The organism is Draconibacterium mangrovi (assembly GCF_010586825.1).
Classification (GTDB): Bacteria; Bacteroidota; Bacteroidia; order Bacteroidales; family Prolixibacteraceae; genus Draconibacterium; species Draconibacterium mangrovi.
In genome coordinates, this window is sequence record NZ_JAAAGB010000007.1 from 271,603 (window position 1) to 296,784 (window position 25,182).

17 protein-coding genes are annotated in these 25,182 nt (G+C 40.8%); 9 read left to right on the plus strand and 8 right to left on the minus strand.

What is annotated here, in order from left to right; all coding sequences use genetic code 11:
• The first annotated feature begins 99 nt into the window (after positions 1–99).
• Positions 100–1,563 carry a Na+/H+ antiporter NhaC gene (nhaC, locus tag G4420_RS17585; RefSeq protein WP_163325243.1) on the plus strand — a complete coding sequence of 488 codons (1,464 nt, stop codon included), beginning with the start codon at positions 100–102 and terminating at the stop codon, positions 1,561–1,563.
• A 79-nt stretch (positions 1,564–1,642) separates the two neighbouring features.
• On the opposite strand, the gene G4420_RS17590 is transcribed toward nhaC, so the two are convergent.
• The 5 genes from G4420_RS17590 to G4420_RS17610 all read right to left on the minus strand — a co-directional run bounded on the left by G4420_RS17590 (position 1,643) and on the right by G4420_RS17610 (position 9,915).
• On the minus strand, positions 1,643–3,049 hold the full coding sequence (locus tag G4420_RS17590; protein WP_163325244.1) for a Gfo/Idh/MocA family oxidoreductase: 1,407 nt from the start codon (positions 3,047–3,049) through the stop codon (positions 1,643–1,645).
• Positions 3,050–3,180: 131 nt separating this feature from the next.
• A complete protein-coding gene (locus G4420_RS17595; protein WP_163325245.1) occupies positions 3,181–4,857 on the minus strand; it encodes a RagB/SusD family nutrient uptake outer membrane protein in 1,677 nt (558 codons plus the stop codon).
• An 18-nt stretch (positions 4,858–4,875) separates the two neighbouring features.
• Positions 4,876–8,124 (minus strand): SusC/RagA family TonB-linked outer membrane protein, encoded by a 3,249-nt coding sequence (locus G4420_RS17600; protein WP_163325246.1) that lies wholly within the window; start codon positions 8,122–8,124, stop codon positions 4,876–4,878.
• A gap of 163 nt (positions 8,125–8,287) precedes the next feature.
• Positions 8,288–9,283: a FecR family protein gene (locus G4420_RS17605; protein ID WP_163325247.1), complete on the minus strand. Its 996-nt coding sequence runs from the start codon at positions 9,281–9,283 to the stop codon at positions 8,288–8,290.
• Between the two features lie 44 nt (positions 9,284–9,327).
• Positions 9,328–9,915, minus strand: coding sequence for an RNA polymerase sigma-70 factor (locus G4420_RS17610; protein WP_163325248.1), 588 nt, complete (start codon positions 9,913–9,915; stop codon positions 9,328–9,330).
• A gap of 306 nt (positions 9,916–10,221) precedes the next feature.
• Between G4420_RS17610 and G4420_RS17615 the strand changes: the two genes are divergently transcribed.
• From G4420_RS17615 to gnd, 8 genes are all read left to right on the plus strand, one after another.
• Positions 10,222–11,046 carry a 2-oxo acid dehydrogenase subunit E2 gene (locus G4420_RS17615; RefSeq protein ID WP_163325249.1) on the plus strand — a complete coding sequence of 275 codons (825 nt, stop codon included), beginning with the start codon at positions 10,222–10,224 and terminating at the stop codon, positions 11,044–11,046.
• Positions 11,047–11,218: 172 nt separating this feature from the next.
• Positions 11,219–12,247, plus strand: a complete 1,029-nt coding sequence (locus G4420_RS17620) for a substrate-binding domain-containing protein (RefSeq protein ID WP_262888344.1) — start codon at positions 11,219–11,221, stop codon at positions 12,245–12,247.
• A 5-nt stretch (positions 12,248–12,252) separates the two neighbouring features.
• Positions 12,253–13,104, plus strand: a complete 852-nt coding sequence (locus G4420_RS17625) for an SDR family oxidoreductase (protein ID WP_163325251.1) — start codon at positions 12,253–12,255, stop codon at positions 13,102–13,104.
• 104 nt (positions 13,105–13,208) lie between these two features.
• On the plus strand, positions 13,209–14,282 hold the full coding sequence (locus tag G4420_RS17630) for a sugar kinase (RefSeq protein WP_163325252.1): 1,074 nt from the start codon (positions 13,209–13,211) through the stop codon (positions 14,280–14,282).
• Positions 14,283–14,308: 26 nt separating this feature from the next.
• Positions 14,309–15,595: a lactate racemase domain-containing protein gene (locus G4420_RS17635; protein WP_163325253.1), complete on the plus strand. Its 1,287-nt coding sequence runs from the start codon at positions 14,309–14,311 to the stop codon at positions 15,593–15,595.
• An 18-nt stretch (positions 15,596–15,613) separates the two neighbouring features.
• Positions 15,614–16,627 carry a Gfo/Idh/MocA family protein gene (locus G4420_RS17640; protein ID WP_163325254.1) on the plus strand — a complete coding sequence of 338 codons (1,014 nt, stop codon included), beginning with the start codon at positions 15,614–15,616 and terminating at the stop codon, positions 16,625–16,627.
• Between the two features lie 16 nt (positions 16,628–16,643).
• A complete protein-coding gene (gene pdxB, locus G4420_RS17645; RefSeq protein ID WP_163325255.1) occupies positions 16,644–17,774 on the plus strand; it encodes a 4-phosphoerythronate dehydrogenase PdxB in 1,131 nt (376 codons plus the stop codon).
• 11 nt (positions 17,775–17,785) lie between these two features.
• Entirely contained in the window at positions 17,786–19,240 is a 1,455-nt protein-coding gene (gnd, locus tag G4420_RS17650; RefSeq protein ID WP_163325256.1) for a decarboxylating NADP(+)-dependent phosphogluconate dehydrogenase, read from the plus strand.
• Between the two features lie 44 nt (positions 19,241–19,284).
• Here gnd and G4420_RS17655 read toward each other — a convergent pair whose 3' ends face one another.
• From G4420_RS17655 to G4420_RS17665, 3 genes are all read right to left on the minus strand, one after another.
• Positions 19,285–20,328 (minus strand): zinc-dependent alcohol dehydrogenase, encoded by a 1,044-nt coding sequence (locus tag G4420_RS17655; RefSeq protein WP_163325257.1) that lies wholly within the window; start codon positions 20,326–20,328, stop codon positions 19,285–19,287.
• Between the two features lie 655 nt (positions 20,329–20,983).
• Positions 20,984–22,321: an MATE family efflux transporter gene (locus G4420_RS17660; RefSeq protein ID WP_163325258.1), complete on the minus strand. Its 1,338-nt coding sequence runs from the start codon at positions 22,319–22,321 to the stop codon at positions 20,984–20,986.
• A 46-nt stretch (positions 22,322–22,367) separates the two neighbouring features.
• Positions 22,368–24,776, minus strand: coding sequence for a TonB-dependent receptor (locus tag G4420_RS17665; RefSeq protein ID WP_163325259.1), 2,409 nt, complete (start codon positions 24,774–24,776; stop codon positions 22,368–22,370).
• Between the last annotated feature and the right edge of the window lie 406 nt (positions 24,777–25,182).

The window sequence follows — 25,182 nt, forward strand, 5'->3', positions numbered from 1 at the left end:
TTGTTTTTTACAAAATGCACGAATTGAGCTCAATTTTATTACATTTTTCAACTATAATATGTTATTTTGGCGCTTCATTTATTTATCCGCTACTTTAAAATGACAACAAAACGCGAAGCATCACTTTTTCTGGCATTGTTGCCCATTCTTATTTTAATTGGTCTGTTAACACTTAACGTATTACTTTTTGACGATACTTTATCTGGTGCCAACCAGGTTGCGTTGATGCTGGCAGCTGCTATTGCCGGCGTTGTTGCTCATCGTTTGGGTTTTAGCTGGGACAGAATCAGCAGTAAAATCGTTTCGACAATCGGTTCGGCGATGCCTTCCATTTTAATTCTTCTGTTGATCGGTTCGCTTGCAGGAACATGGCTGATAAGCGGTGTTGTTCCGGCAATGATTTATTATGGGTTAGATATTATCAGCCCGAAAATGTTTTTGTTTACGGCAGTTGTGGTTAGTGCCATAGTTAGTGTGGCTACCGGAAGTTCGTGGTCGACCATTGCCACCATCGGAATTGCGCTGCTGGGTATAGGGAAAGCCATCGGAATTGACGAAGCTATTGTTGCCGGAGCGATTATCAGTGGTGCTTATTTTGGCGATAAAATGAGCCCCTTGAGCGACACCACGAATCTTGCACCTGCAATGGCCGGTACCGATTTGTTTACCCACATAAAGTACATGACATTAACCACGGTACCAACCATGACAATCACCCTGGTTATTTTCCTGATAATGGGTTTTAACTACGATTTTTCACATGCAACTATAAATGTTCAGGATGTAAAACTGGCCATCGACGCTACTTTTAATACCAGCCCGCTATTATTTCTGGTTCCGGTAATTCTGATTACCGTAATCATATTAAAAGTACCGCCACTACCATCCTTATTAATCGGAACTTTATTGGGCGGTTTGTTTGCCATCATTTTTCAACCCGATATTATAAATACTGTTGCAGGTAACGTAAACAACTACGGAACCGCGTCGTATTATTCGGTTATGCAGGCTATGTTTGGCGATGTTAGCTTAACCACTTCGAATGCCAATGTAAACGAATTGCTGAGCACTTCGGGAATGCGCGGAATGCTCGACACCGTTTGGCTGATACTTTCGGCAATGGTTTTTGGCGGCGTAATGGAATCGGCAGGTTTATTGAAACGAATTACACAACCCATTATAAAATATGCCAAAAGCACTGGAAGTCTGGTGGCATCAACCGTTGGAACATGTATCTTTTTCAATACCACGGCTTCCGACCAGTATATTGCATTGGTAGTGCCCGGAAGGATGTACCGAAAAGCCTACGAGGACAAAGGTTTAAAGCCCGAGCTACTGAGTCGTACGCTTGAGGACAGCGGGACAATTACTTCGGTGCTTATCCCTTGGAATACCTGTGGTGCAACACAATCAAGGGTGCTTGGTGTTGATACGTGGTCGTATGCTCCTTATGCATTTTTTAATATTATCAGCCCGATAATGACCATACTTTTTGCTTATCTGAATATTAAGATCAGGCGATTTGCAAAAGGTGAAAAACCTTCGAAAGTAAAAGAAGATTAAAAACAAAATTACCTTTATAGAAGTATAAAAAAACGCAGCGTATATCCTACACTGCGTTTTTTATATTCACAATTCACAATTAAACTAATCGTTTTGCGCGCGGTTGCAAGGTAGTTAAACTACCAACTTTCACAGGCATTCCCGATTCGATACTATTTCGGGCGGCTGTACCGATCAGAATTGACATGGCTCCGTCGCGTGTTCCGGCCAAATGTTGAAACTCGTCCTCAGCATCTGGTGTTCTGAATATGTGATCGTGCAATCGTTCATCTCCTCCACCGTGGCCACCCCGGCTGTAACCCACATTAATAATTTCCTGCTCGCCCCATAACTTATGCAGAATTATTGGCTTGTTAATCTGGTCCTGACTTCCGCTCTGATCCATTTCTGCCCGGTGCATATCTTCCTGCGATATTTGCACATCTTCCAGGTATGGCACATCCAAAAATGCTTCAATACGGCCTTCGGTGCCGTTAAAAGCTACGCGCCAGCCTTCCCATGGAGAATAGGTCGTAAGCATGTAATTCAAGTACACATTATTGGCGTATTTTACATTCACGTTCATTTTATCGTAAATGTTTATCTCGGGCCTGAACAAACAATTGTCGCGAATATAACCATCGTGTTGTTCGTGTTTAACATACAGGTTATAGTCTGTTTGGCTTTTGGTGATGTCCCAAAAGAAAGCACAACTATCTTTTTCATTGCACGAGCGGCAGTTTACGCCACTTTTATCGCGTCGGTTGCCGTAAAACTCCAGATCGCCTTTCGCATAAACTTCATCCGGATCGGAGTCGATCCACCAGTTCAGCAGGTCGAAATGGTGTGTGGCTTTGTGAATCAGTAAGGTTCCGCTCCACTCGCGCTGGCCGTGCCAACGACGGAAATACGAAGCACCGTGACTGGTATTCAACATCCACGAAAAATCAACCGAAACCAGTTTGCCTATTGTATTGTTCATCAGCAATTCCTTAATCTTGGTATTGTAAGGGCTCCAGCGATAGTTGAATCCAACAATCACTTTACGTTTGTATCTTCGCTCGGCATCCAATATTTCCTGACACTTATCTTCGTCGGTGGTCATTGGTTTTTCAGTAAGCACATCTACCCCATTTCCCAACGCTTTTATAATATACTGATGATGTGTGGCATCGGGCGTTGTAACAATGATTAAATCGGGCGATTGCTCTTCAATCATGTCATCAAACTCGGTGTAAGTTTTGCAATCCTTGCCGACTCCGATATAATCAGCGGCATATTTTACCCGGCCGAGATTAATATCTACCAGCGCCACAAATTCAAGGATATCGCCGTATTCGTCAACCAATCGTTTTCCCCAAAAACTGTTTCCACGGATTCCGGTGCCCACTAAAACCAGTTTTAATTTTTCGCCTTCGGAAAGCACAGCGGCTTTTAAAGGATTGGAGACTACGGCACCTGCCGTAATGGTGCCAATGGTGGCCAGAAAGTTTCGTCTGTTTTGCATGAGTATAAGTTTAGAATAAATAGCAATTGATTTAGGCCAATAAACTTAAAATAATTTGTGTGTTCTTCCAAAAAAAGAGGCCACCCAAAGGCAGCCTCTCCATTCATAAACTAATCACCAGACTATCAGGTTTAGTTGTAACCTGGATTTTGTTCTAATGCGTTATTACCCGAAAGTGCATTCTGAGGCACGGGGAAACGACGTAAATGCTGCGAATCTGATGCTTCATGATCCCACCATTCGTCATTTACAAATTTATTCCAGCGAATTAAATCAGTACGACGGCGGCCTTCGCCAAGAAATTCAACACCCCATTCGTCAAGCATTCTGTATTCGTCCAAATTTGCGGCTGTAACAGGATTTGGATCATTTCCATCTTCAAAGTTACGTTCGCGAACGTCATTGATTAAATCAGCTGCTGTCTGCTTTTCTCCTGCACGGAGTTTGCATTCAGCCAGCATGTAATAAACTTCAGCCAAACGAATGATTACATTATCAGCGCCCCAGCGCAACGATTCATCAGCCAGGTTTGGCATTGGAGCTTTTACCAGACGAACTCCGGTATTCTCTTCACCGTCAGCCATAGTTGACGGCAAGGATGCGATATCAGGATATTCGTCGCCCACCTTTTTGAAAGTGGCCACCATATCAACAAACGAAATCACTTCATTTTTGTATTCCTGTGTTCCGTAAGAAGTTCCGTATGGGCTGATTTGATCGCCAACCAGGAACATTCCTTCGTATTTACCTCCACCTTTATACAAATAAGGTTTTTTACGCAAATCGCCATCATCGAATTTTTCGTAAGGATTACCCAACTTGAATTCGGTATAAATTTCGCCGGTTGGCTTACGCGATGGTTGCAGGTGATGTCCGTTCCAGGCTCCGCCATCCAATCCAAAATATTTGTATGTTTCGTAATGGTAGAAACGGTTCCACATCCAATCGTACTGAAGTTTGTTAAACTCCGATGGAGCCGACCAAATTACCTCAGGCGATACATTATTATAGAAGCCAAGAGGCCCAAACCATGTTGGATCAAGCTCGTAATCGCCATAATCACCATCGATAATTCCTTGGCAAATTGTTGCGCACTCTGAAAAGCGGCTTTCACCAATATACGATTCAGCATTAAAATACAACTGAGCCAACATAGCAGCAGCAGCTCCCTGACGAAGGGCACCTTCTTCTTTCTCGCCCGACACTTTTTTAGGCAATTTTGGAATTGCCGCCAAAAGTAAGGTTTCAATATGATCAAAAGTTTCCTTATCAGAACTTCTCGGAATATTTTCTCCTTCGTTTGAAGTAAAAATTGGAAGTCCACCAAAATAATCAAGGCCACGTAAGTAGAAATATGCAATAAGTGTTTGTAACTGCATCACGTGCGACGCTTTATCTTCCTCTGTTAAACCAACAGTGCTGTAGTCGAGTTTTTCAAGGTCTTGTTTCGAATCCAATGCAAGGGCAACTCCCATAAGCGTACCGCGCCAGGTTCCCCAAATCCAACCATCATTAACCGTCCATTCGTGGTAGTGATAGCGGTAGTTTTCACCTCCGTTATACCAGTGAGGACCTTTCGTTGTTATTGCAAACTGGTCAGCAGTCATTTCCTGCAGCTGCCATCTGTCTTCCTGAACATACCAGCGGGCATGGGTAAAAGAACGGTACAAAGCGGCTTTTACATCCTGCTCTGTTTTAAAGAATGTTTCCGGAACAACTGCCGAGTACCAAACCTCTTCCAAATCGGTACAAGCAACACCGGAAAACAATAATATGATGAGTAGTAAACTATATGATTTAATTTTCATAACAATTTAATTTAAAGGTTAAAAAGTTAATTGAACTCCCAAAGTCCAGGTACGGGTACGTGGATAAATGTTATTATGCCACTCGAAACCAGGGTCCAAACCATTGATGTTCGACTCCGGATCCATTCCCGAATAAGACGTAATGGTAAACAGATCTCTACCGGTAACATATACATTGGCATTTTCCAACCAGTTGATGTTCCGTGTGTTAAAACGATAACGCAGAGTTAAGGCTTTCAGTTTGATGAAATCACCGTCTTCAATCCAGTAATCAGAAAGTTCTTTCTCGCCTGTAACATCTTTGTTTTTATCAAATGCATGCGACAAAACGTTTTGTTCTTCAACATTTGGCAAGCCATAGTACATATCAATTGTATTGTATATATCATGTCCTAACCAACTGGTAAAAAAGGCTTCCAGTTCCCAGTTTTTAAAACCAACTGTATTGTTCCACGACATTTGAACTTTAGGAATTGCATTTCCTACGAATGCTTTGTCGTCGTTTGTTTTTGTTTGCTGAGTAACATCAAAGGCGTTTCCGTCTTTGTCGTACAACATCCAGTTTCCTTCGTCAGTGAATCCGGCAAAACGCCATACGTAGAACTTACCAATGTCTTGTCCGGGGAACAAACGAACCGCATTACCCGGAGAGCCAGGAGCAGGAAATCCTACCCTATCCCAATAGGTTTGACTGCCCCAAAGCGACTCCAGGGTAGATTTATTGTGTGAAATACGGAATGTGGTTGAATAATCCCAGTTGGCAGAACTTACTGCATCGTAATTAAGCTCCGCTTCCCAACCTTTGTTTCGTAAACTACCAACATTCATCGTTGTTTTGTCGTGTACAGCAGGTGGCACTGAAACAGAAATATCGTAGATCATTTTATCAACCTTACGATCGTATAAATCGAACTTACCGGTTAATTTGTTATCAAATAATCCGAAATCAACACCTACGTTGTACTCTTTTTTCTCTTCCCACTGCAGTTCTCTATTTTGGTTATGTGCCGATCCGTAGGTATAAATCCATTCATCATCAACCAACCACCAGGTATCAGAAGCATACATACGTGTTGCTGCGCCCGGCGAAAAACTTTGGTTACCTGTAACACCATAACCTCCACGTAGTTTTAAATCGCTAACAGCAGTTACATTATCCATAAACGATTCATCACTGATGCGCCATCCGGCGGATACCGCAGGGAAAAATCCCCATTGGTTATCTTTATAAAATTTCGAAGAACCTTCGTATCGTCCGCTTACCGAAAGAATATATTTTTCGCGGAATGTGTAGTTTGCACGACCAAAGAAAGCGATCAATCTTTCGCGAGGATCTTTCCACGATCCCATTCCGGCTTTACCTTCCGAAAGGAATGTGCCTTTTCCCATATCCCAGGCTTCAATACCATCAACCGGAAAATCGTAGTTCTCCATGTTAAAACCGTCGGCATTAAACTCCTGGAAACTATAACCTGCCACTGCGTTAATTGAATGTTCTCCAAAAGTGTTAATGTATTTTGCCAACCATTCGAAAGTTTTATCCATATTTCTTCCGTATGCCTGACGGGCATGACCAGCCCGGGCGTTATCCAGCGACTCTTTGTGTTGTGCTGAATAGTATAAAATATCGCGGTATTCGTTTGCACGGTGAGCTATCATTGCCTGGGTGCTTAAATTATCGGTGATATTAAGTTTCAACGTCACATCACCAAGGAAATTGGTTGCATGTCCCTGATCGGTGCGTAAATTAATATCGGCAACCGGGTTGTAGTATTCCCAACCTCCAGTCCAAACATTATAACCATGAACTTGCGTATCGTCGTAAGCAGGTTGTGTTGGATTCAGTTTCAAAGCCATATCAAAAATACCATTGTGCGAACGATCGCTGTTTGTTTTGCGGTAATCAGCATGTGCAATAATTTCAGCAAAACCATCCATTAATGTGAAGTTGGCATTAATACGGCCACCCATTTCTTCTCTTTTATCACCAATGGCAATACCTTCCTGATCGGAAGCTAAAAACGTGGCATAAATACGAGAAGTTTCAGAACCACCACTTAAGTTAATATGATGACGCTGGCTGAAAGGGTTGTCAACAGTAACTTCGTTGTACCAATCGGTAGAGCTTCCGTAATCAGTTCCCAAATCGTTGGCAACAAATTCTTCGGCACTTAAAACTTCCGGTTTACGGCGAATGGTTTCGGTAGTAAACTCCGATGTATAAGTCAGACGAATTTTTCCGGCTTTTGCCGATTTGGTAGTAATAAGAATTACACCACCAGCAGCACGCGTACCATAAATTGCTCCGGCCGATGCATCTTTTAACACATCGATCGACTCAATATCTTCGCGGCTTACCGAGTTTAAACTACCACCCGGAACACCATCTATAACAATAAGTGGTCCTTGTCCGGCCAAAACCGATGCCACACCACGCAATTGCACTGATGTTGAAGCATTCGGACTGGTTCCGTTAGTCGACTGAATACTTAAACCGGTAACTTTTCCCTGCATGCCGATAAGTGGATTTCCGGATCCACCCGGAATCAGATCTTTCGATTTTACTGTGGTAATTGAACTGGTTACTTCTTTTTTCTCCAAAGTACCATAACCTACTACAACTACTTCGCCAACGTCAATTGCATCACCAAGCATGGTTACATTTACTTCGGTTTGCCCCCCAACTTCAATTTCCTGGGTTTGCATTCCAACAAACGAGAACTGTAGTACGGCATCCGCAGGAACATTTCCTAAGGTATACTCTCCTTCCAGGTTAGTTACAGTTCCATTCGTAGTTCCTTTTACAACAATTGTTACACCAGGCAATGGTATTCCGTCGTTGTCGGTAATCACTCCCCGAACAGTTTTCTGCTGTGATTCCATATCACTGCCATTTCCGGAGTTGTCCTTAGTTATAACAATGTCTTTATTAAGTACTCTGTACTTCAATCCGGTACCAATAAGAACATCTTCTAATACATGCTCAACAGTAGCTTTGGCATATACGGCATCAACCTTTTTATATCGGGGCAGATGCTCGTTTTTGTAAAAGATGTCAAATTCAGTTTGGTCTTGAATGGATTGAAAAACGTTCTCAAGACTTGCATCGTGTAACTCCATGTCAATCCGCACTGATTGCGAATAAACACTAGCCGATGCACTGACTAAACTTATTAAAATTAAAAAAAGGGATAGTTTCATAATAAGAAACAGTTTTCGCCCCTTCCTCCTTTCAAAAAGGAAGCGGTGGTTTAGTTTTTTTTTCATAGTTTCGCTACGATTTTAATTTATAAATCAAAAAATTTACATTAGTAATGTTAAACGGGAAGTATGTGGCGTATTTCCCGTTTTTTTTAGATGCATAGGTATTTCATTTCATAGGCAGAATTTGTTTTAGTTAGCTAGTTTGTTAAATAAAATTTGTGAAATGTTATTTCAGCTTCACCGTAATATTGTCTTTATCAACTTGGTAGTTTATTGGCACTAACTCGTTGATTACTTCAAAGTGCTGTTCAATTGGTTTATGTTTTCTCAATACTCCTGAGATATATTCGTATTTAAATTCGTCTTTCGGGTAATCAATTTCTACATCCCACCAGCGCTCCATAATTTTAAAAACCTTGTCGACCGATTCGTTGCGGAATTCATATCGTCCTTCGCGCCAGGCAGTGTAAATATCAAAGTCTTTTTCCCCTATTGCAACCTCGGCCGTTTCGGTGTAAAAAGTTGCCTGTTCGCCGGGATACAAATCCTTAAAGAAATTGCCCGAAATGATTTTAACTTTTCCTTCCACCAAGGTGGTCTCAATCATTTTATCTTCGGGATACTCGCAAATATTAAACTTGGTTCCGGTAACTTTTACGGTGTGATTGCCTGTTTTTACCAGGAACGGATTCTTCTCACTCGAAGTAACCTCAAAATAAGCCTCACCACGTAAGCTGATCTCCCGGTTCTTTTCAGTAAAATCTGATGGGAAAGAAAGCTGCGAGCCGGCATTAAGCCAAACATGTGTACCATCGGCTAAAAACACTTCCTTTATTTGTCCTTTTATCGCTTCAACGGTACGCATCTCAACTTTGCGCGCTGATGCACTGTCCGAATATATATAATGGCTCATCCAACCAACTCCTAAAGCCACAACAACAATTGCTGCAATTTTCACCAGCTCCTTAAAATATCCTTGTTTAACCTTCGAAATATTTATTCGTTTTTCTAATTCAAGCCATTCATTGTTTTCTAAAACTTTTAACCTGTCCGAATCAATTTCTGCAGCATTCCAAATATCTTTTTCTTTGAACAGTTTCTTTCTGTTCTCCGGATTTTCATTCAGCCAATTCATCAATGTGGCTTTTTCTTGCTGGTCTGCATTTCCTTGAATAAAATGCAGAATAACCTGATCTATATTTTCAGTGTTTTTCTCGTTCATTTTTAATAAGAGTATTTAAGTACAAGATAACCCTACCTCAATCGCTAAATATTTTTAAGAATTAACAGGAAATAGGATAAATTGAAGTCTTTAAATTCATCATGAAAGATTTTGAGAGCTTTTGAAATGTGCTTTTCAACCGTCTTTATCGACAGGTCGTACTTTTGTGCAATCTCTTTGTTCGACAAACCATTAAAACGGCTATCGTGAAATATCTGAACACATTTTGGAGGTAACTTCTCTAATGTATTTTGAATGCGGTCTCGGATTTCAAACTCCAAAATACTTTTTTCAGAATGCAGAAAATAATTTATTTCTTCCTGTTTCAACTGAAATTCAATCTCACTCTGTTTTTCGGCCCTGAAACGTTCTTTCTCAAAATATTTGTAACAGCGATTTTTAACTATTGAAAAAAGGTAAGCTGACAAAGTAGTTTTTAATTCGATTCGCTTTCTGTTTTTCCAAAGCTCGTAAAAACAATCCTGTACAAAGTCCTTCGCAAGATCCTCTTCAACAAATTTACGGGCGAAAAGAAAAAGCGGTTGGTAATACTTTGAAAATAACTCATTGAAGGCAGAATAATCACCTTCTTTAATTTTCCTGAATAATATAGATTCAAGGTTGAGTTTCATTAACAGAAAGCAAATTAGTTTAGTTACAGTTTAGTTTAAACACACAAAAGTATGCTTTTTGTGTAATTCGCAAACTGTTTAAAGACATACCACCTGTTTTATTATTCTATGCTTAATGGAGAAATAAGACCAAATACTTTAAAAGTATTAAAAACACACCAGGATAGATTTTAGTGATTGTGCAGATAAAACATTAAACGCTGCACCTTTTTTTTAGGGATTTCCACAGAAACAATTACATTTGCGCCCTAAAGCCGCAATTATTCAATTTTTACACAGGAAACGATTGACACTTAAAATCGTTATATGGAGCAAATTGATTATAATTCAGACTGGCGCAAAGTAGCGTCAACTATTTACAAAAAACCTACCGATTCCAAAATTTATGGTATGGTAGAGTTGGATGTTACTGATATTGAAAAATATATCGCCAAAAAGAGAAAAGAAGGCTTAAAAACCACACTTACTTATATTATCACACTTATTATTGGCAGGGCAATCAGAAACGAAGTGCCCGAATTGAACACCTTTGTGAACGGCTCGAAAATTGCCCAACGTAAACAGGTCGACGGTGTAGTTAGTGTTTTACTCCCCGGAGGAGAAATGGGCTCGGTAAAAGTTGAAAATGCCGATCAGCAAACTATTCAGGAAGTTACCGACCAAATTGCAGAACATATCCGCGAGTCGCGAAAAGGAAACGAACGCGACGAAATGCAATCGAAAAATATGTTGGCGCGCGTTCCATGGCCTTTCCGGAAATGGTTATTCCGTTTGTACCGTGTACTCACTATCGACTGGGGAATTTCGTTGCCGGGAATTGGTCTCGATTCAAACAGTTTTGGATCGTACGTGGTTTCAAATATTGGCACGGTTGGTCTCGATACCGGTTATGGTTCACTGCTTCCTTCTTCGAATGTATCACTGGTAATGATTCTCGGATCCGTTCAGAATAAACCTGCAGTTGTTAACGGGGAAATCGTTCCGCGCCGAATCATGTTGCTGTCTGCCACACTCGACCATCGTGTAGTAGACGGATCGCACGGAGGACGCCTGTTCCGACACATTAAATTCCTGTTGAAAAATCCGCATCTCTTGGAAGAAAAGCCCGACGAAAACCTGGCTAAATTTTAAGGATATTTCTTTTTCAAAATGTTGCTGAGCATTTTTGAAATATTTTTCCGTGTTCGTACACGGTAATACAAATATTTTTGTTTAGTTTTGAAAGCGAGTAACTAAACCATCATTTTTTAATCTTAAAATCAGAAGCGCTATCGAACTAAATAAACAAATACGAATTAAGGATATTGCCGAAAGAGCAAAGGTATCGATTGGTACTGTAGACAGGGTTTTGCATAACCGTGGGGAGGTTGCAGAAGCAACCAAAAAGAAGATTCTTGAAATTGTAAAAGAATTGAACTACCAGCCCAATATTTTGGCAAGTACGCTTGCCTCAAAAAAATCGGCCACATTTGCTACGCTACTCCCCGAACCTCCGGCAAGAGATGGATATTGGACAAAACCTATTAAAGGTATAAAAAGACGTATTTCGGAGTTGCCGCAATACGGGTTACAAATTGAGTCGTTTACCTTTAACCAGGCCGATTCAAAAAGTTTTGTGGAAGAAGCAAATAAAGTTCTTGCCATGAAACCCGATGGCGTTGTACTGGCTCCCTTTTTCAAAAAAGAGGCTGCTGTTTTTATCGAAAAGTTAAAAGAACTGGAAATTCCTTTTGTTTTTATCGATTCGAATATTAAAGACGTTGGCCAGCTTAGTTACATCGGCCAGAATTCTTATCAAAGTGGGTTGGTGTCGGGAAAATTACTTGATCTGATGTTGAGCGACGGAAACATTCTTGTTATTCATTTTGCAAAAGAAATGGATAATCAGAACCACCTCGTGCAGCGCGAAATGGGAATTCACGATTGGTTTAAGCAAAAAAAGGATAACAAACACGACCTGTTCACCATTGAAATTCCGGATACTAATTCGGATGAATGGATGCAAAAAGTAGAAAAAAATATTTCTGAAAAGAATATTAAAGGAATTTTGGTCACCAATTCGAAAGTGTTTTATGTGGGCCGTTTACTGAAAAAACTAAATATCAAAGACATTAAAGTAATCGGGCACGACCTCATTAAAGAAAATATTAAATACCTGAAAGAAGATCTGGTACAGTTCCTTATCTGTCAACGCCCCGAAGAACAGGGCTACAATTCGGTGAACAAACTGTTCCGAAGCATCGTTCAAAAACGGGAAATTCAGGAAGAAAGTTACACCCCCATTGACATTGTTACCAAAGAGAATGTTGATTATTATAAAGAATTTAAATAGATATTATGCAGGCACTATCATTTAACGATTTAAAAGACAAAGTATGCGTAATTACCGGCGGTGCAGGTGTTTTGGGTACCGCCATGGTAAAAGCAATAGCATCGGTTGGCACCAAAATCGCCATCGCCGATATTAATAAGGAAGTCGCCGATAAAGTTGCGGCAGAGATTGCGGCAGAATCAGGAGCTGAAGTAATTGGTGTTGCAGCCAATGTGCTCGATAAAGAATCGCTTGAGTTTGCCAAATCCGAGATTAATAAACGACTGGGACCAATTGATATATTGATTAATGGTGCCGGAGGAAACAGTCCGCAGGCAACGACAAAAGTAGAAACCATAACCGAGGATAATATTGACAACCTTGAAGACACTTTTTATGGTTTGCAAATGGAAGGTTTCGATAAAGTATTTGCGCTGAACTTTAAAGGCACTTTGCTGCCTACAATGGTATTTACACGCGACATGCTTGCCAATAGAAAAGGCGTTGTTCTTAATGTTTCGTCGATGAACTCGTACAAACCACTGACTAAAATTCCGGCCTACTCAGCCGCAAAAGCATCGATCAATAATTTTACCGAGTGGTTGTCGGTGCATCTTGCAAAAGTTGGCATCAGGGTAAATGCTATTGCTCCCGGATTTTTTATCACGCACCAAAACCGCTTTTTGGTTATGGATGAAAAAACAGGCAACTACTCTTCTCGCGGACAAAAAATTGTTGACAATACACCAATGGGAAAATTCGGTGAACCGGAAGATTTACAGGGCGCAACACTTTTCCTGATTTCTGATGTTTCAAATTTTATTACCGGAATTGTAATCCCGGTTGACGGAGGATACAGTGCATTTGGTGGCGTTTAACGGAATTATTTGAGCTATCAGAAATTACTAAAAGCAGGTTACATCAGCAACAAAACACCCCACAAACAGTACAACTTAATGTGGTATACAAAAAATCAATAAATATGAAATTGAAACAAAATTGTAAATATGCCATGCTGGTTCCAACAAGTATGGGAACACGCATTACTCCTGAAAACGGTCAACCGGTTCACTCAAGCGATAAATTCACATTGTATGCTACCAGTGCCGAGACCAATGTTGCAAGCATCTCGTCGTACCTGGGATTACCGGTAAAAGTTTTGACTACATTTGTGAAAGACAGTCCTATTGCAAAATTTATACAGAGCAATTTAAAGGCCCGCCACATGGATTACGAAGGCCCTGAAGTGGAGCAAGGAAATCCGTGGGGTTACCGCCACCAGATAAATATTGCCGACAGTGGTTATGGTAGCCGTGGACCACGCGTTTTTAACGACCGCGCCGGTGAAGTAGGCCGTACACTTAACGTAAAAGACTTCGATCTGGAACGGATATTTGGCGAAGAAGGTGTTCAGATCGTACACTTGTCTGGGCTGATCGGTGCTTTATCGCCTGAAACAACCCAGTTTTGTCTGGAAGTTGCAAGAGCCGCAAAAAAACACGGTACCAAAATTTCGTTTGACCTTAATTACAGAGCTTCATTCTGGAAAGGCCGCGAAGAACAGTTGAGAAAAGATTTTACCGAGATTGCCTCGGTATCAGACATTCTCATCGGTAACGAAGAAGATTTCCAGTTATGTTTTGGAATTGAAGGACCATCTGCTGGCGGCGAAGGTTTAAATGCCAAAATTGACGGTTTTAAAGGACTTATCACCCGCGTAAAAGAAACATTTCCTAACGCTTCTGTTTTTGCAACAACACTACGTGAAGTTATCAGTGTAAACGAACACCTGTGGGGAGCTATTATGCTGGAAGGCGATAACTGGCATGTGGTTGAACCACGTACCATCCACGTACTCGACCGCATTGGCGGTGGCGATGGTTTTGTTGGCGGAATGCTGTATGGTATTTTAAAAGAATGGGAACCTGAGAAATGGCCTCAATTTGGCTGGGCAACCGGAGCGCTGGCCACCACATTTTTAACCGACTACGCTCAACCTGCCGACGAAGAACAGGTTTGGAGTGTTTGGGGCGGTAATGCACGCGTTAAGCGCTAATCATTAAATTTTAAAGCAGATCAAAAATGATATATTTCGAAAAAGGATCTACCGAAACTGCACTCAGTGCTAAGGATCTGAAAAATGGCCTGTTTGAAGCTTTCGAAAAAATGGGAGCCAAACAAAAAGTTTTGGCCATTCCTCCTGATTATACGCGACTTCCATCACGCGCAGGAGAACTCACCGAATTTGCCTGGGAATATTTCGGAGAACGTCTCACCGATGTACTTCCGGCGTTGGGAACGCACACTCCAATGACAATGGAGCAAATCAGCCACATGTTTGGAAAAATGCCAACTGAACTGATTCGTGACCACGACTGGCGAAACGATGTGGTTACGCTGGGCACCGTTCCCGCTGAATTTGTAAAGGAAGTTTCGGAAGGTGCAGTTGATTATTCATGGCCGGCACAGGTAAATAAAATTTTGGTTGAAGGCAATTACGATTTGATTTTATCGATTGGTCAGGTTGTTCCGCACGAAGTGGTTGGAATGGCCAATTACAATAAAAATATTTTTGTAGGAACCGGAGGAGCAGAGGGCATAAACAAAAGCCATTACATCGGTGCAGCCTACGGTATGGAACGCATGATGGGACGTGCCGATACGCCTGTTCGGAAGATTTTTAATTATGCCTCCGAAAATTTTTCAAACCATATGCCTATCGTATATGTGCAAACGGTGGTTGGATTAAATAACGATGGCAAATTGCAAACGTATGGGCTTTTTATCGGCGACGATTTTGAAGTGTTTGATAAAGCTGCAAAACTTTCGCTGGAAGTGAATTTTGAAATGGTTGACAAACCAATTGCGAAAGCAGTGGTTTGGCTCGATCCAACCGAATTTAAAAGTACCTGGCTGGGTAACAAAAGTGTTTACCGTACGCGCATGGCATTAGCCGACGGCGCGGAGCTGATTGTTTTGGCTCCGGCCTTAAAGGAATTTGGCGAAGACCCTAAAATTGATGAGTTAATTCGAAAGTACGGCTACTTCGGAACGCCACACACCTTAAAACTTGTAGCGGAGAACGAAGATCTGCAAAATAACCTGGGAGCTGCAGCGCACCTTATTCATGGATCATCCGAAGGACGTTTTAACATCACCTATTGCCCGGGAAAAGGGAAAGAAAATATAACACAGCAGGAAATTGAGAGTGTTGGATTTAAGTATGGTGATTACGATGAAGTCACAGCCAAATATGATCCGAAAAAGCTAAAAGACGGCGTCAATATCATGCCTGATGGTGAAGAAATATTTTATATTTCAAATCCGGCAATTGGACTGTGGGCATACCGCGAACGTTTTGATTATTAATAAAAACAGACAGCAGAATTGAGTACTTCGAGCAAGAAAAAGAGCATTAACTGGGGAATAATCGGTGTAGGAAATGTAACTGAAGTTAAAAGTGGTCCGGCTTTTTATAAAGTCGAAAACTCAAAGCTGGTTGCAGTAATGCGCCGAAATGCCGAATTGGCTGAAGATTATGCCCGTCGCCATAACATTCCGAAATGGTACAGCGACGGTTCAGCATTGATCAACGATCCCGAAGTGGATGCGGTATATATTGCCACTCCTCCCGCCACACATGCGTCGTACGCTATTGAAGCGTTAAAGGCCGGGAAACCGGTTTACGTTGAAAAACCTATGGCGCGCAATTATGCCGAATGTTTGGAGATGCTTAAAGTTGCTAAAGAAACAAAAACTCCGTTATGGGTTGCCTATTATCGACGAACTTTACCCGCGTTTTTAAAGGTAAAAGAACTAGTGAAAAATGGCAGTATTGGCAAACCTTTAATGGTGAATATAAAATTGTACAAACAAGCTGCCGAAGCCAATCAGAAGCCGGAAGAAATGCACTGGCATGTATTTCCGGAGATTGCCGGTGGCGGGCATTTTTTCGATCTGGCCTCACACCAATTGGATTACCTTGATTTTGTTTTTGGGAAAATCACCGAAGTTAAAGGACAAGCGGTTAATCAGTCCGGCCTCTACCCTGCTGAAGATACTGTTACCGGAACCTGGAAACACGAATCAGGTGTTGTCGGCACCGGAAGCTGGTGTTTTGTTGTAGATGAAAAATCGGAGAAGGATTATATTCAAATTATCGGAGAAAAAGGCGAAATTTGTTTGCCTTGTTTCACACATGGCGACGTTATCGTAAAAAACCAAAATGGAACAGAAAAACTAAGTTTTAATAATCCGCAACACATCTCGCAAAACCTTGTTGAACAGGTGGTGAATGAATTACTGGGAAATGGCACATGTGTGAGCACCGGCGAATCGGCGGCCCGCACCAGTTGGGTACTTGATGAGATGGTTAAAGATTATTATTTGGAACCACAATAGGCACAATAGAACACTGATGAAGATTATTATTGACAATAAAATACCATATATAAAAGGAGCACTTGAACCTTTTGCTGAAGTAGTTTATCTTCCGGGAAGTGAAACTACTCCCGAAGTTGTAAAAGACGCTGATGCAATTATTACAAGAACAAGAACCATTTGTAATGAGAAATTGCTTCGGGGTTCGAAAGTGAAATATATAGCAACGGCAACCATTGGGTTTGATCACATTGACACTGATTACTGCAAACAAGCAGGAATTGAATGGACCAATGCTCCGGGTTGTAATGCCGAGAGTGTGAATCAATACATTGCTTCAGCCTTGTGCTCCTGGGCAATGCGCAAAAGAACCGATCTAACGGGGTTAACCATCGGAATTGTTGGTGTTGGAAATGTTGGGAAACGCATTGCGAAAACCTGCAAAATTCTTGGCATGAATGTTCTGTTGAACGACCCACCACGAGAACGGGCAGAAGGAAGTAGCGAGTTTGTTTCGCTGGAGACAATTCAAAACGAAGCAGACATTATTACCTTTCATGTTCCGTTGAATATGACCGGTGAAGATGCTACTTTTCACATGGTAGATGAAGATTTTCTGCAAAACCTGAAGAAAAATCCATTACTAATAAATTCGTGCCGGGGAGAGGTTTGCGATTCAGAAGCCATATACAATGCCCTTGAAGCAAACGATATTAAAGGTTTTATTGCCGATTGTTGGGAGAATGAACCTGATATAAATCTCGATCTGTTAAACCTTTGTGAGTACGGCACCCCGCACATTGCAGGCTATTCAAAAGACGGCAAAGCCAACGGAACAAAAATGAGTGTACAGGCCATTAGCCGTTTTTTCGATTTGGGCATCAACAATTGGGCACCAACCAATGTTGAACTACCTGCAACTACAACCATTGAAATTGATGGCAACCAACGCCGCGAATATTCGATTTTGGCGGAAGCTATTTTAAGCACTTACGATATTGAAAACGATGACGACGATCTTCGTGATTCACCACTAAAGTTTGAACAACTGCGAGGAGATTATCCTGTTCGCCGGGAGGTTAACACGTATACCATCGAAGCAAAAAATATTGAAACAGAAACTTTGGATAAACTGACAGAATTAGGATTTCAAATTAAAAACAAATAATACGCAATAGCATGAAAAAATTAGCTGATATTGGATTGATCGGGTTAGCTGTTATGGGCGAAAACCTGGTGCTAAACATGGAAAGCAAAGGCTACACAGTGGCCGTATACAACCGCACGGTTGAGAAAGTTGACAAATTTGTAAATGGCAGAGGAGCCGGTAAAAACTTTATCGGAGCGCATTCAATTGAAGATTTTTGCGCCGCCTTGGAAAAGCCACGTAAAGTAATGATGCTAGTAAAAGCCGGCCAACCGGTTGATGATTTTATCGATATGGTTATCCCCCATCTTGAGCCGGGCGATATTATTATTGATGGCGGCAATTCACATTTTCCTGATACAATACGCCGGACTAATTATGTGGAAAGCAAAGGATTGCTTTACATTGGAACAGGTGTTTCAGGTGGCGAGGAAGGCGCATTAAAAGGTCCTTCGATTATGCCTGGTGGATCGCCGGCTGCATGGCCACATGTGAAAGAGATTTTCCAGGCGGTATCGGCAAAAGTTGAAAGTGGCGAAGCTTGTTGCGACTGGGTTGGCGAAGGTGGTGCCGGCCATTTTGTAAAAATGGTTCACAATGGAATCGAATATGGCGATATGCAGATTATCACCGAAGCGTACCAGTTAATGAAAGAATTGCTGGGAATGAGCAACGATGAAATGCACGAAGTATTCAAAAAATGGAACGAAGGTATTTTAGACAGTTACCTGATTGAAATTACACGCGACATTTTAGGTTATAAAGATGAAAACGGCGAGGAAACTGTTGAAATGATCCTTGACACGGCTGGGCAAAAGGGAACCGGAAAATGGACCGGTATTTCTGCGCTCGACCTGGGTATTCCTTTAACGCTGATCGGCGAATCGGTTTTTGCACGCTGTTTGTCGGCCCAGAAAGATCTGCGTGTTCAGGCCTCAAAAGTAATTGAAGGTCCAAAACCTGAGTTTAAAGGTGACAAAAAACAATTTATCGACGATATTGAGAGTGCTTTGTTAGGTGCGAAAATAATTTCGTATGCACAAGGTTATAACCTGATGATGGAAGCTGCCAGCGAACACGGCTGGAACCTTAATTACGGTGGAATTGCCCTGATGTGGCGCGGAGGATGTATAATCCGATCGGTTTTCCTTGGTGATATCAAAAAAGCATTTGATAACAATTCGGAATTGCCAAACTTGCTGCTCGATCCTTTCTTCAAACAAAAAGTTGAGGAAGCACAGGCAGGCTGGCGCCGTGTTTGTTCAACTGCATTGGTTAATGGAATTCCGGTGCCTGCATTAACTTCAGCACTGTGTTACTTCGATGGATTCCGCAGCGAACGTTTGCCTGCTAACTTACTTCAGGCACAACGCGATTATTTCGGAGCACATACCTACGAAAGAGTTGATAAACCACGTGGCGAATTTTTCCATACCAACTGGACCGGCCGCGGTGGCGACACAGCATCGTCAACTTACAACGTTTAAAAATTTTAATAGGATAAGAAAAAGGAAGCTCTTGCTTCCTTTTTTTATTGCTGGAAATTAATCATCGCTTTTATCGCCCCAAACTTATAGCCATCAACAACATCAAAAGCCACCGGAGTTTCTTCCACCGTAAATTCGTGTGTAACCATTTTTGAAACCTGCACTGCTCCTGAAGTTACCAAATCAATTGCCTCTTCTACACAATGATTCTGCCGGCGTACATTTATTACAGTTAATTCCTTCCGGCGCATTAAATCCATATCGAAAACATATTGCGCATCCGGTGGAATTCCTACCAATACCAGTTTTCCTCCCGGTTTTAGAATTTTAATGGCATTATTTACCGCCTCTTGCTCACCACTGGCTTCAAAAACAACATCAAGCAAAAGTTCTTCCTGTTTTTGAACAGCCGCTTCTACATCTTCATTAGTTGGATTATTTAACCACGATGCACCTATCTCATCAGCTTTATTTAAACGGTATTCCAATGGTTCTATAACACCCACATTGTTAACCTCGTCGGCCATCAGTTTTAGTAGAATACTCAATCCAATCGGCCCTGCACCAAATATCCCCACCGTAGTTTCCTTTTTCTGAATCTGAGCCAGCTTAACCGCATAAACACCAATTGAAAGTGGCTCGATCAAGGCTGCCTGCCGGGCATTCAATTTATCGGTTACCGGATAACAGGTAAACGAAGGCATAACAATGTATTCTGCCAAACAACCTTCAATCTGCCCCGGGCAACCTAAAAACTTATTATTACGGCAAGTATGCGGACGGCCGGCTAAACATTGATCGCAGGTGCCGCAATGTACCGATGGGTCGACAACCACAAGGTCGCCAACCTTAACATTACTTACTTCTTTACCGGTTTCAACAATTACCCCCGAGCATTCGTGCCCTACTTTAAAGGGGTATTCAACAACCTGCGAACCGATCTTTCCTTCCGAGTAATAATGAATGTCTGATCCACAAACTCCAACAGTTGAGATTTTTATCTTCACATCCGTTTCGCTGGTTAACAAGGGTTCAGCTGTCTCCGTTAACTTCATCTGCCGGATACCGGTTAATACTACTGCTTTCATTTTTTAATAGAATTAGCTATTTCCAAATTGAACACGGGCTTTGTTGCCGCTTTAAGATTTTTAATAAAAATACGATCTGGAACTATTCGTGCCAAATAAATAAGCACATAACTTTATTTCGTTTTATAATCTTAAAATATCTCATGTACTGGTTCAATCAAATTACCAGAGTACATTTGAGATTTAGCAGGTAAACACAGAAAAATGCCAAACAAATGAACTATTAAACCTAAAAATTTACCTAGTAATAATACAAAATGCTACATTCTTTACTGATGCTTTACACAACTATAAGAACATGATTTTTATCACAACATGCGCTTTATTTGCATTTTTCGAATAAATCGCGATTTTTTTCAAAAAAACCAAAACTATTCTAAAACATATTGTCAATATCACAAACACTGACAATCAATACCATAAGGCTTATCAATAAGACCTTTTTAACAAACATTAATTAATTTTAAAAAATACTTAAGATTTAAATCATTTTTATACTATATTAGCGGAGCCTTATATGAATAAAACGATTTAGATACTTATTAGAACTACCTTTTCTCTATTAGACCAATAAGTTTTCTGATCTAACTAAACTAGACTATGAACAATCGGGTTATCAACGAAAGATAACCCGCTTTTTTTGGTAAAAACGGAATCAGACGAAACGTTTCAGCAGACGCATAAACCGGATGTAAAACAGTATTCCTGCGGTTCCCAAACCAACCAAATAACCATACCAAATTCCCTGAGGCCCTACATTTAAAACAAACGTAAAAACATAACTGGTTGGAATACCAATTAGTAAATAGGCAATAAATGCAATTAGCATTGGTGTGGTAACATCGGCCATTCCGCGTAACGAACTTTGCATTATAACCTGTAATCCATCGAACAGCTGGAACACGGCAGCAATTATTAATAAACTGGCTGCAACTTCAATAACGTTTTTATCGGTGGTAAACATTAACGGAAGTATGTGACGGGCCAAAATAAATGAAAGTGCGGATAGTGTCATAACCATTAGAACCAGGTGTGTAGATGCAAAAACCGCTCTTCGCAACGACACATAGTCCTTATCTCCCATTTGATGGCTAACGCGAATGGTATTGGCTTGCGAAATGCCGAGCGAAATCATATAGGTAAATGTGGCTAAACCGAGTGCCACCTGGTGTGCGGCAAGTGGAGTTTCGCCCAGCCATCCCATCATTACCGCTCCAATTGCAAAGGCAGCAACTTCTACAATCAACTGAAAGCCGATGGGAATACCAATTTTTAATAAAGCCACAATATCCTTTTTGAAGATTTTTTGATAGCGGGCAAAAACAAAATATCGTTTAAACCGATTATTCCGAAGAATAAAATAGGCAAAAAGTAATGGCATACAAATTCGCGAGGTAAGCGTCCCGATTCCAGCCCCCAGAAGTCCCATTTCCGGAAATCCGAATTTACCGAATATAAACACATAATTCACCGCAATATTAATTACGTTGGCGCTGAGGGTAATTTGCATGGCAATCTTTGTATTTCCTATTCCTTCAAAAAACTGCTTTAAAGTGAAAAAGAACATAAAAGGCAGATATGAAGCGCAAAGCAAGAGATAGTAAGGCCGGGCCAGGTGCAAAACATTTTCGGGCTGACCCATATACGGCAGAAAGAAATAAATGCTGAACATGAGCGCCATTAAAGCTACTGAGGCTGTAAGATGTGCTGCCATTCCATTTTTTAACCAAATGATGGCTTTGTGTAATTGGTTTTGGCCAAAAGCTTTTCCCACCAAAGGAGTAAGCCCCATTGTTACGCCCATGCCAAAAACCATCCCAATCATAAATACACTGTTGGCAAACGATGCTGCAGCAAGCTCTGTTGTTCCAACGTGCCCAACCATCATGTTATCTGCAAGCGATACAGTAACCTGTCCGATTTGCGACAATACTATCGGAAGTGCCAGGGTTAGATTACGCCAGTAAAATGGAAAATAATCTTGAAATTTCATTCCGCAAATCTACAACATCGCGGTCATCAATCATGTACGAACACGACTATTTTCGCTTAACAAATACGTACGAAACTTTAAACGAGGTATATGGCTTTCTTTCAAAATCAGTTTCAACATACAGATTGTCTCCGGTAGTTCGGGTTTGATACTTCATGCTGTTAAAGATATTTGACCACGAAAGCTCAGTTGTCAGCCTTCTGCTAAAGAATGATTTGCGTAATACAAGGTTCGAGTATGCATAGCCGTCTCTTTCCATTTGGGCATTAATTGCCTTGTTTTGATAAACAAACTGGTAACGCAAACTAAGTGTTTTTGAAATTCTGAAATTATTGTTGGAGCGGATACTTCCACGAAATATTTCCTGAATATCCGATTTATCATCAATGGTTGTAGTTAATTTATAAAAATAGGTACTCGTCGAAAGGTTGGTATTCCACCATTTGAAAAGTTGGTAGCCAAACATAAAATCAACACCAACACTGAGCGACTCTCCAACATTTTCCTTTGTCCATTCAATGGCATTCCCCTCTCCTGTTCGGTAGTAATTTCGAGACAAGTTGTTTGTTTGACGGGCAAACACCTCTCCAGATACAAAATTATCGTCCCACGATTTCAGGTAGCCCAGTTCGTAAGCATTCACGTATGATGGCATTAAGTTTTCATTTCCGGTAAACGAAATATACGGTGTTTCATACCTTCTTAAAGGAATAAGTTCCCAGTAATCAGGGCGGTTAATCCGTCGCGAGTAATTTAAAGTAAATTGATTTTCATCCGATATATTATAAACAAAATGCGCCGTTGGAAACCAATCCCAAAATTCTGTTGTTGCCGGAATATTTACCAGATTTTCAATACCTACAAGGTTGTAACTGTAGTTCGACTGTCGGTGAGTAAATTCGCCTCTCATTCCCAACTGATAATCCAATTTACCGAAACTGCTTTTAAACGTTACAAAACCGGCATACACATCCTGTTTAAAATCAATCTCCTCGTTTTCCTTATCATTCACAAAAACACGCAAAACATTGTAACTATTAAAGGTGCCACTTTCTGTTTCCACTTTAGGAATATGGTCGAGATTAACTTCCAGACCGGCCTCTAACCGGCTTTTATCTGACAATTTATTTTCGTACGAAACATTAGCATCTACAAGCAACTCGTTGTGTTCTTTTGATTGGTATCCAAACTTTTCAGAATGGTCGCTGTAAATCAGTTCATCACACTTTTGCTCTTCCAACGGCTGCAAATAGGTAGATGAGCTAACGTATGCCGACAATAAATTAGAACGGTCTTTATTAAAAGCATGTTCATAGCTGGCCACAACGCTCAGGTAGCGGTAATACAGGTGATATCGGCTATCGAAACCATACTCCTCATAATTCACCAGATTGTTATCTTCATATTCACTTTCTGAATACGTTCCTTTTTCATTGGAAGTACTCGACCTGCGAATAGGATCGGCGCTCAATTTAAAATCAAGATAATCTTTATCGCTTAAGTCGTAATTAAAACCAAGCTCCATGTAACTGTTATTTTCCCGGTCTTTAGATTTGACATCCCAAAGAGTATTGTAACGGGTGTTTTCGTTAGTAACAGTCTGGTTACCTTGCTGCCACTGAATTTGTGATACATAATCATCAAGCTGTCCATTCAAATACCAACCGCCGCGCTCTCCTTTCTGGTCGACTGAGAAAATGAACTCAGAAGATCCGAGTGTGGAGAGGTTCAAACTGGTACTTACCTCAATTCCTTCCAAACGGTTACGCTTTAAAATAACCTGGATAATTCCTGCCGTGCCTTCTGCACCATATTTCGATGACGGGTTGGTAATAACTTCGATGTATTGAATTTTATTTGCCGGTATTTGTCGTAATTTTTCTTCTCCGTTTAATTCGGGGCGGCCATTTATATAAACCAAAAATGTTCCATCGCCGCGGTACGTCAAACGTCCGTCGACATCCAGTTCCAACGACGGAATATTTTCCATTAAATCGATGGCCTTGTCTGCCCCCGGAAAATTCCGCGCCTCAATAACTTTCCTGTCAACCTCGTATCTAACTCCTGAATTTTTAGATTGTACCGTTATTTCATCCAATGTTTTTTGATCAACCATTAAATCAATCTGCCCCAAATCAATCTCCTGGTCCGTAAGCTCCATTTCTTCAACATGATACATATCGTAGCCAACAAAACTAATCTTCAACTCATAAGCTCCGTACGGAAGATCGCTGATTTGAAACAAGCCATTTTCGCTGGTTATGTCGCCATATATTTTGGTTGAATCAGATTGTGGTTCAATAATTACAGTTGCATATCTGATAGGTGTTCCGGATGTACCATCTGTCACAATCCCCTTCAATTTGGCATTCTGGGCAAAAGCCCAAAAAACCAACATTCCAAACATGGAGGTTAGAAAGATCTTTTTTAGATGTGGAAACAAAAGTATGTTCATCCAAGTGGTTAATTAGTTAGCTCCAAATGTTTTATCACAGCTCCTTATTCCGCCGCCTATCACAACTATAAACCAGTGTGTTATTAACAAACCAACATTGAATAAAAGGAATTCAGGGCTTGGAATAATGTCAACTTTTTATTCTTATTGTGTTCAAAAATAAACATATTTCTCAAAAATCTATGGCTTATCATAAAAAATATAATTTTAGACCCATTGCTTTTGGAATTCAAATTTCTTCTCCCCGAAAAGCTAACATAAAACAGTTTTTTAGATTTATTAACAATTAACCATGCTTCAGGTATTTCGCAACAGGTAACTTCCAAGGTAAAATTTTTGAGTGTAAACATTTTTTGCAAAACAGAGTTATAGTTGCAGAAATTAAGATGACTTAAACTTATATTGA

Coding starts and splice junctions, on each gene's coding strand:
- G4420_RS17610 (WP_163325248.1), bottom strand. CDS start 9,915: ATGAAACTCAACCTTGAATCTATATTATTCAGGAAAATTAAAGAAGGT.
- G4420_RS17590 (WP_163325244.1), bottom strand. CDS start 3,049: ATGCAAAACAGACGAAACTTTCTGGCCACCATTGGCACCATTACGGCA.
- G4420_RS17595 (WP_163325245.1), bottom strand. CDS start 4,857: ATGAAAATTAAATCATATAGTTTACTACTCATCATATTATTGTTTTCC.
- G4420_RS17605 (WP_163325247.1), bottom strand. CDS start 9,283: ATGAACGAGAAAAACACTGAAAATATAGATCAGGTTATTCTGCATTTT.
- G4420_RS17660 (WP_163325258.1), bottom strand. CDS start 22,321: ATGAAATTTCAAGATTATTTTCCATTTTACTGGCGTAATCTAACCCTG.
- G4420_RS17635 (WP_163325253.1), top strand. CDS start 14,309: ATGATATATTTCGAAAAAGGATCTACCGAAACTGCACTCAGTGCTAAG.
- G4420_RS17625 (WP_163325251.1), top strand. CDS start 12,253: ATGCAGGCACTATCATTTAACGATTTAAAAGACAAAGTATGCGTAATT.
- G4420_RS17600 (WP_163325246.1), bottom strand. CDS start 8,124: ATGAAAAAAAAACTAAACCACCGCTTCCTTTTTGAAAGGAGGAAGGGG.
- G4420_RS17655 (WP_163325257.1), bottom strand. CDS start 20,328: ATGAAAGCAGTAGTATTAACCGGTATCCGGCAGATGAAGTTAACGGAG.
- pdxB (WP_163325255.1), top strand. CDS start 16,644: ATGAAGATTATTATTGACAATAAAATACCATATATAAAAGGAGCACTT.
- gnd (WP_163325256.1), top strand. CDS start 17,786: ATGAAAAAATTAGCTGATATTGGATTGATCGGGTTAGCTGTTATGGGC.
- G4420_RS17630 (WP_163325252.1), top strand. CDS start 13,209: ATGAAATTGAAACAAAATTGTAAATATGCCATGCTGGTTCCAACAAGT.
- G4420_RS17665 (WP_163325259.1), bottom strand. CDS start 24,776: ATGAACATACTTTTGTTTCCACATCTAAAAAAGATCTTTCTAACCTCC.
- nhaC (WP_163325243.1), top strand. CDS start 100: ATGACAACAAAACGCGAAGCATCACTTTTTCTGGCATTGTTGCCCATT.
- G4420_RS17615 (WP_163325249.1), top strand. CDS start 10,222: ATGGAGCAAATTGATTATAATTCAGACTGGCGCAAAGTAGCGTCAACT.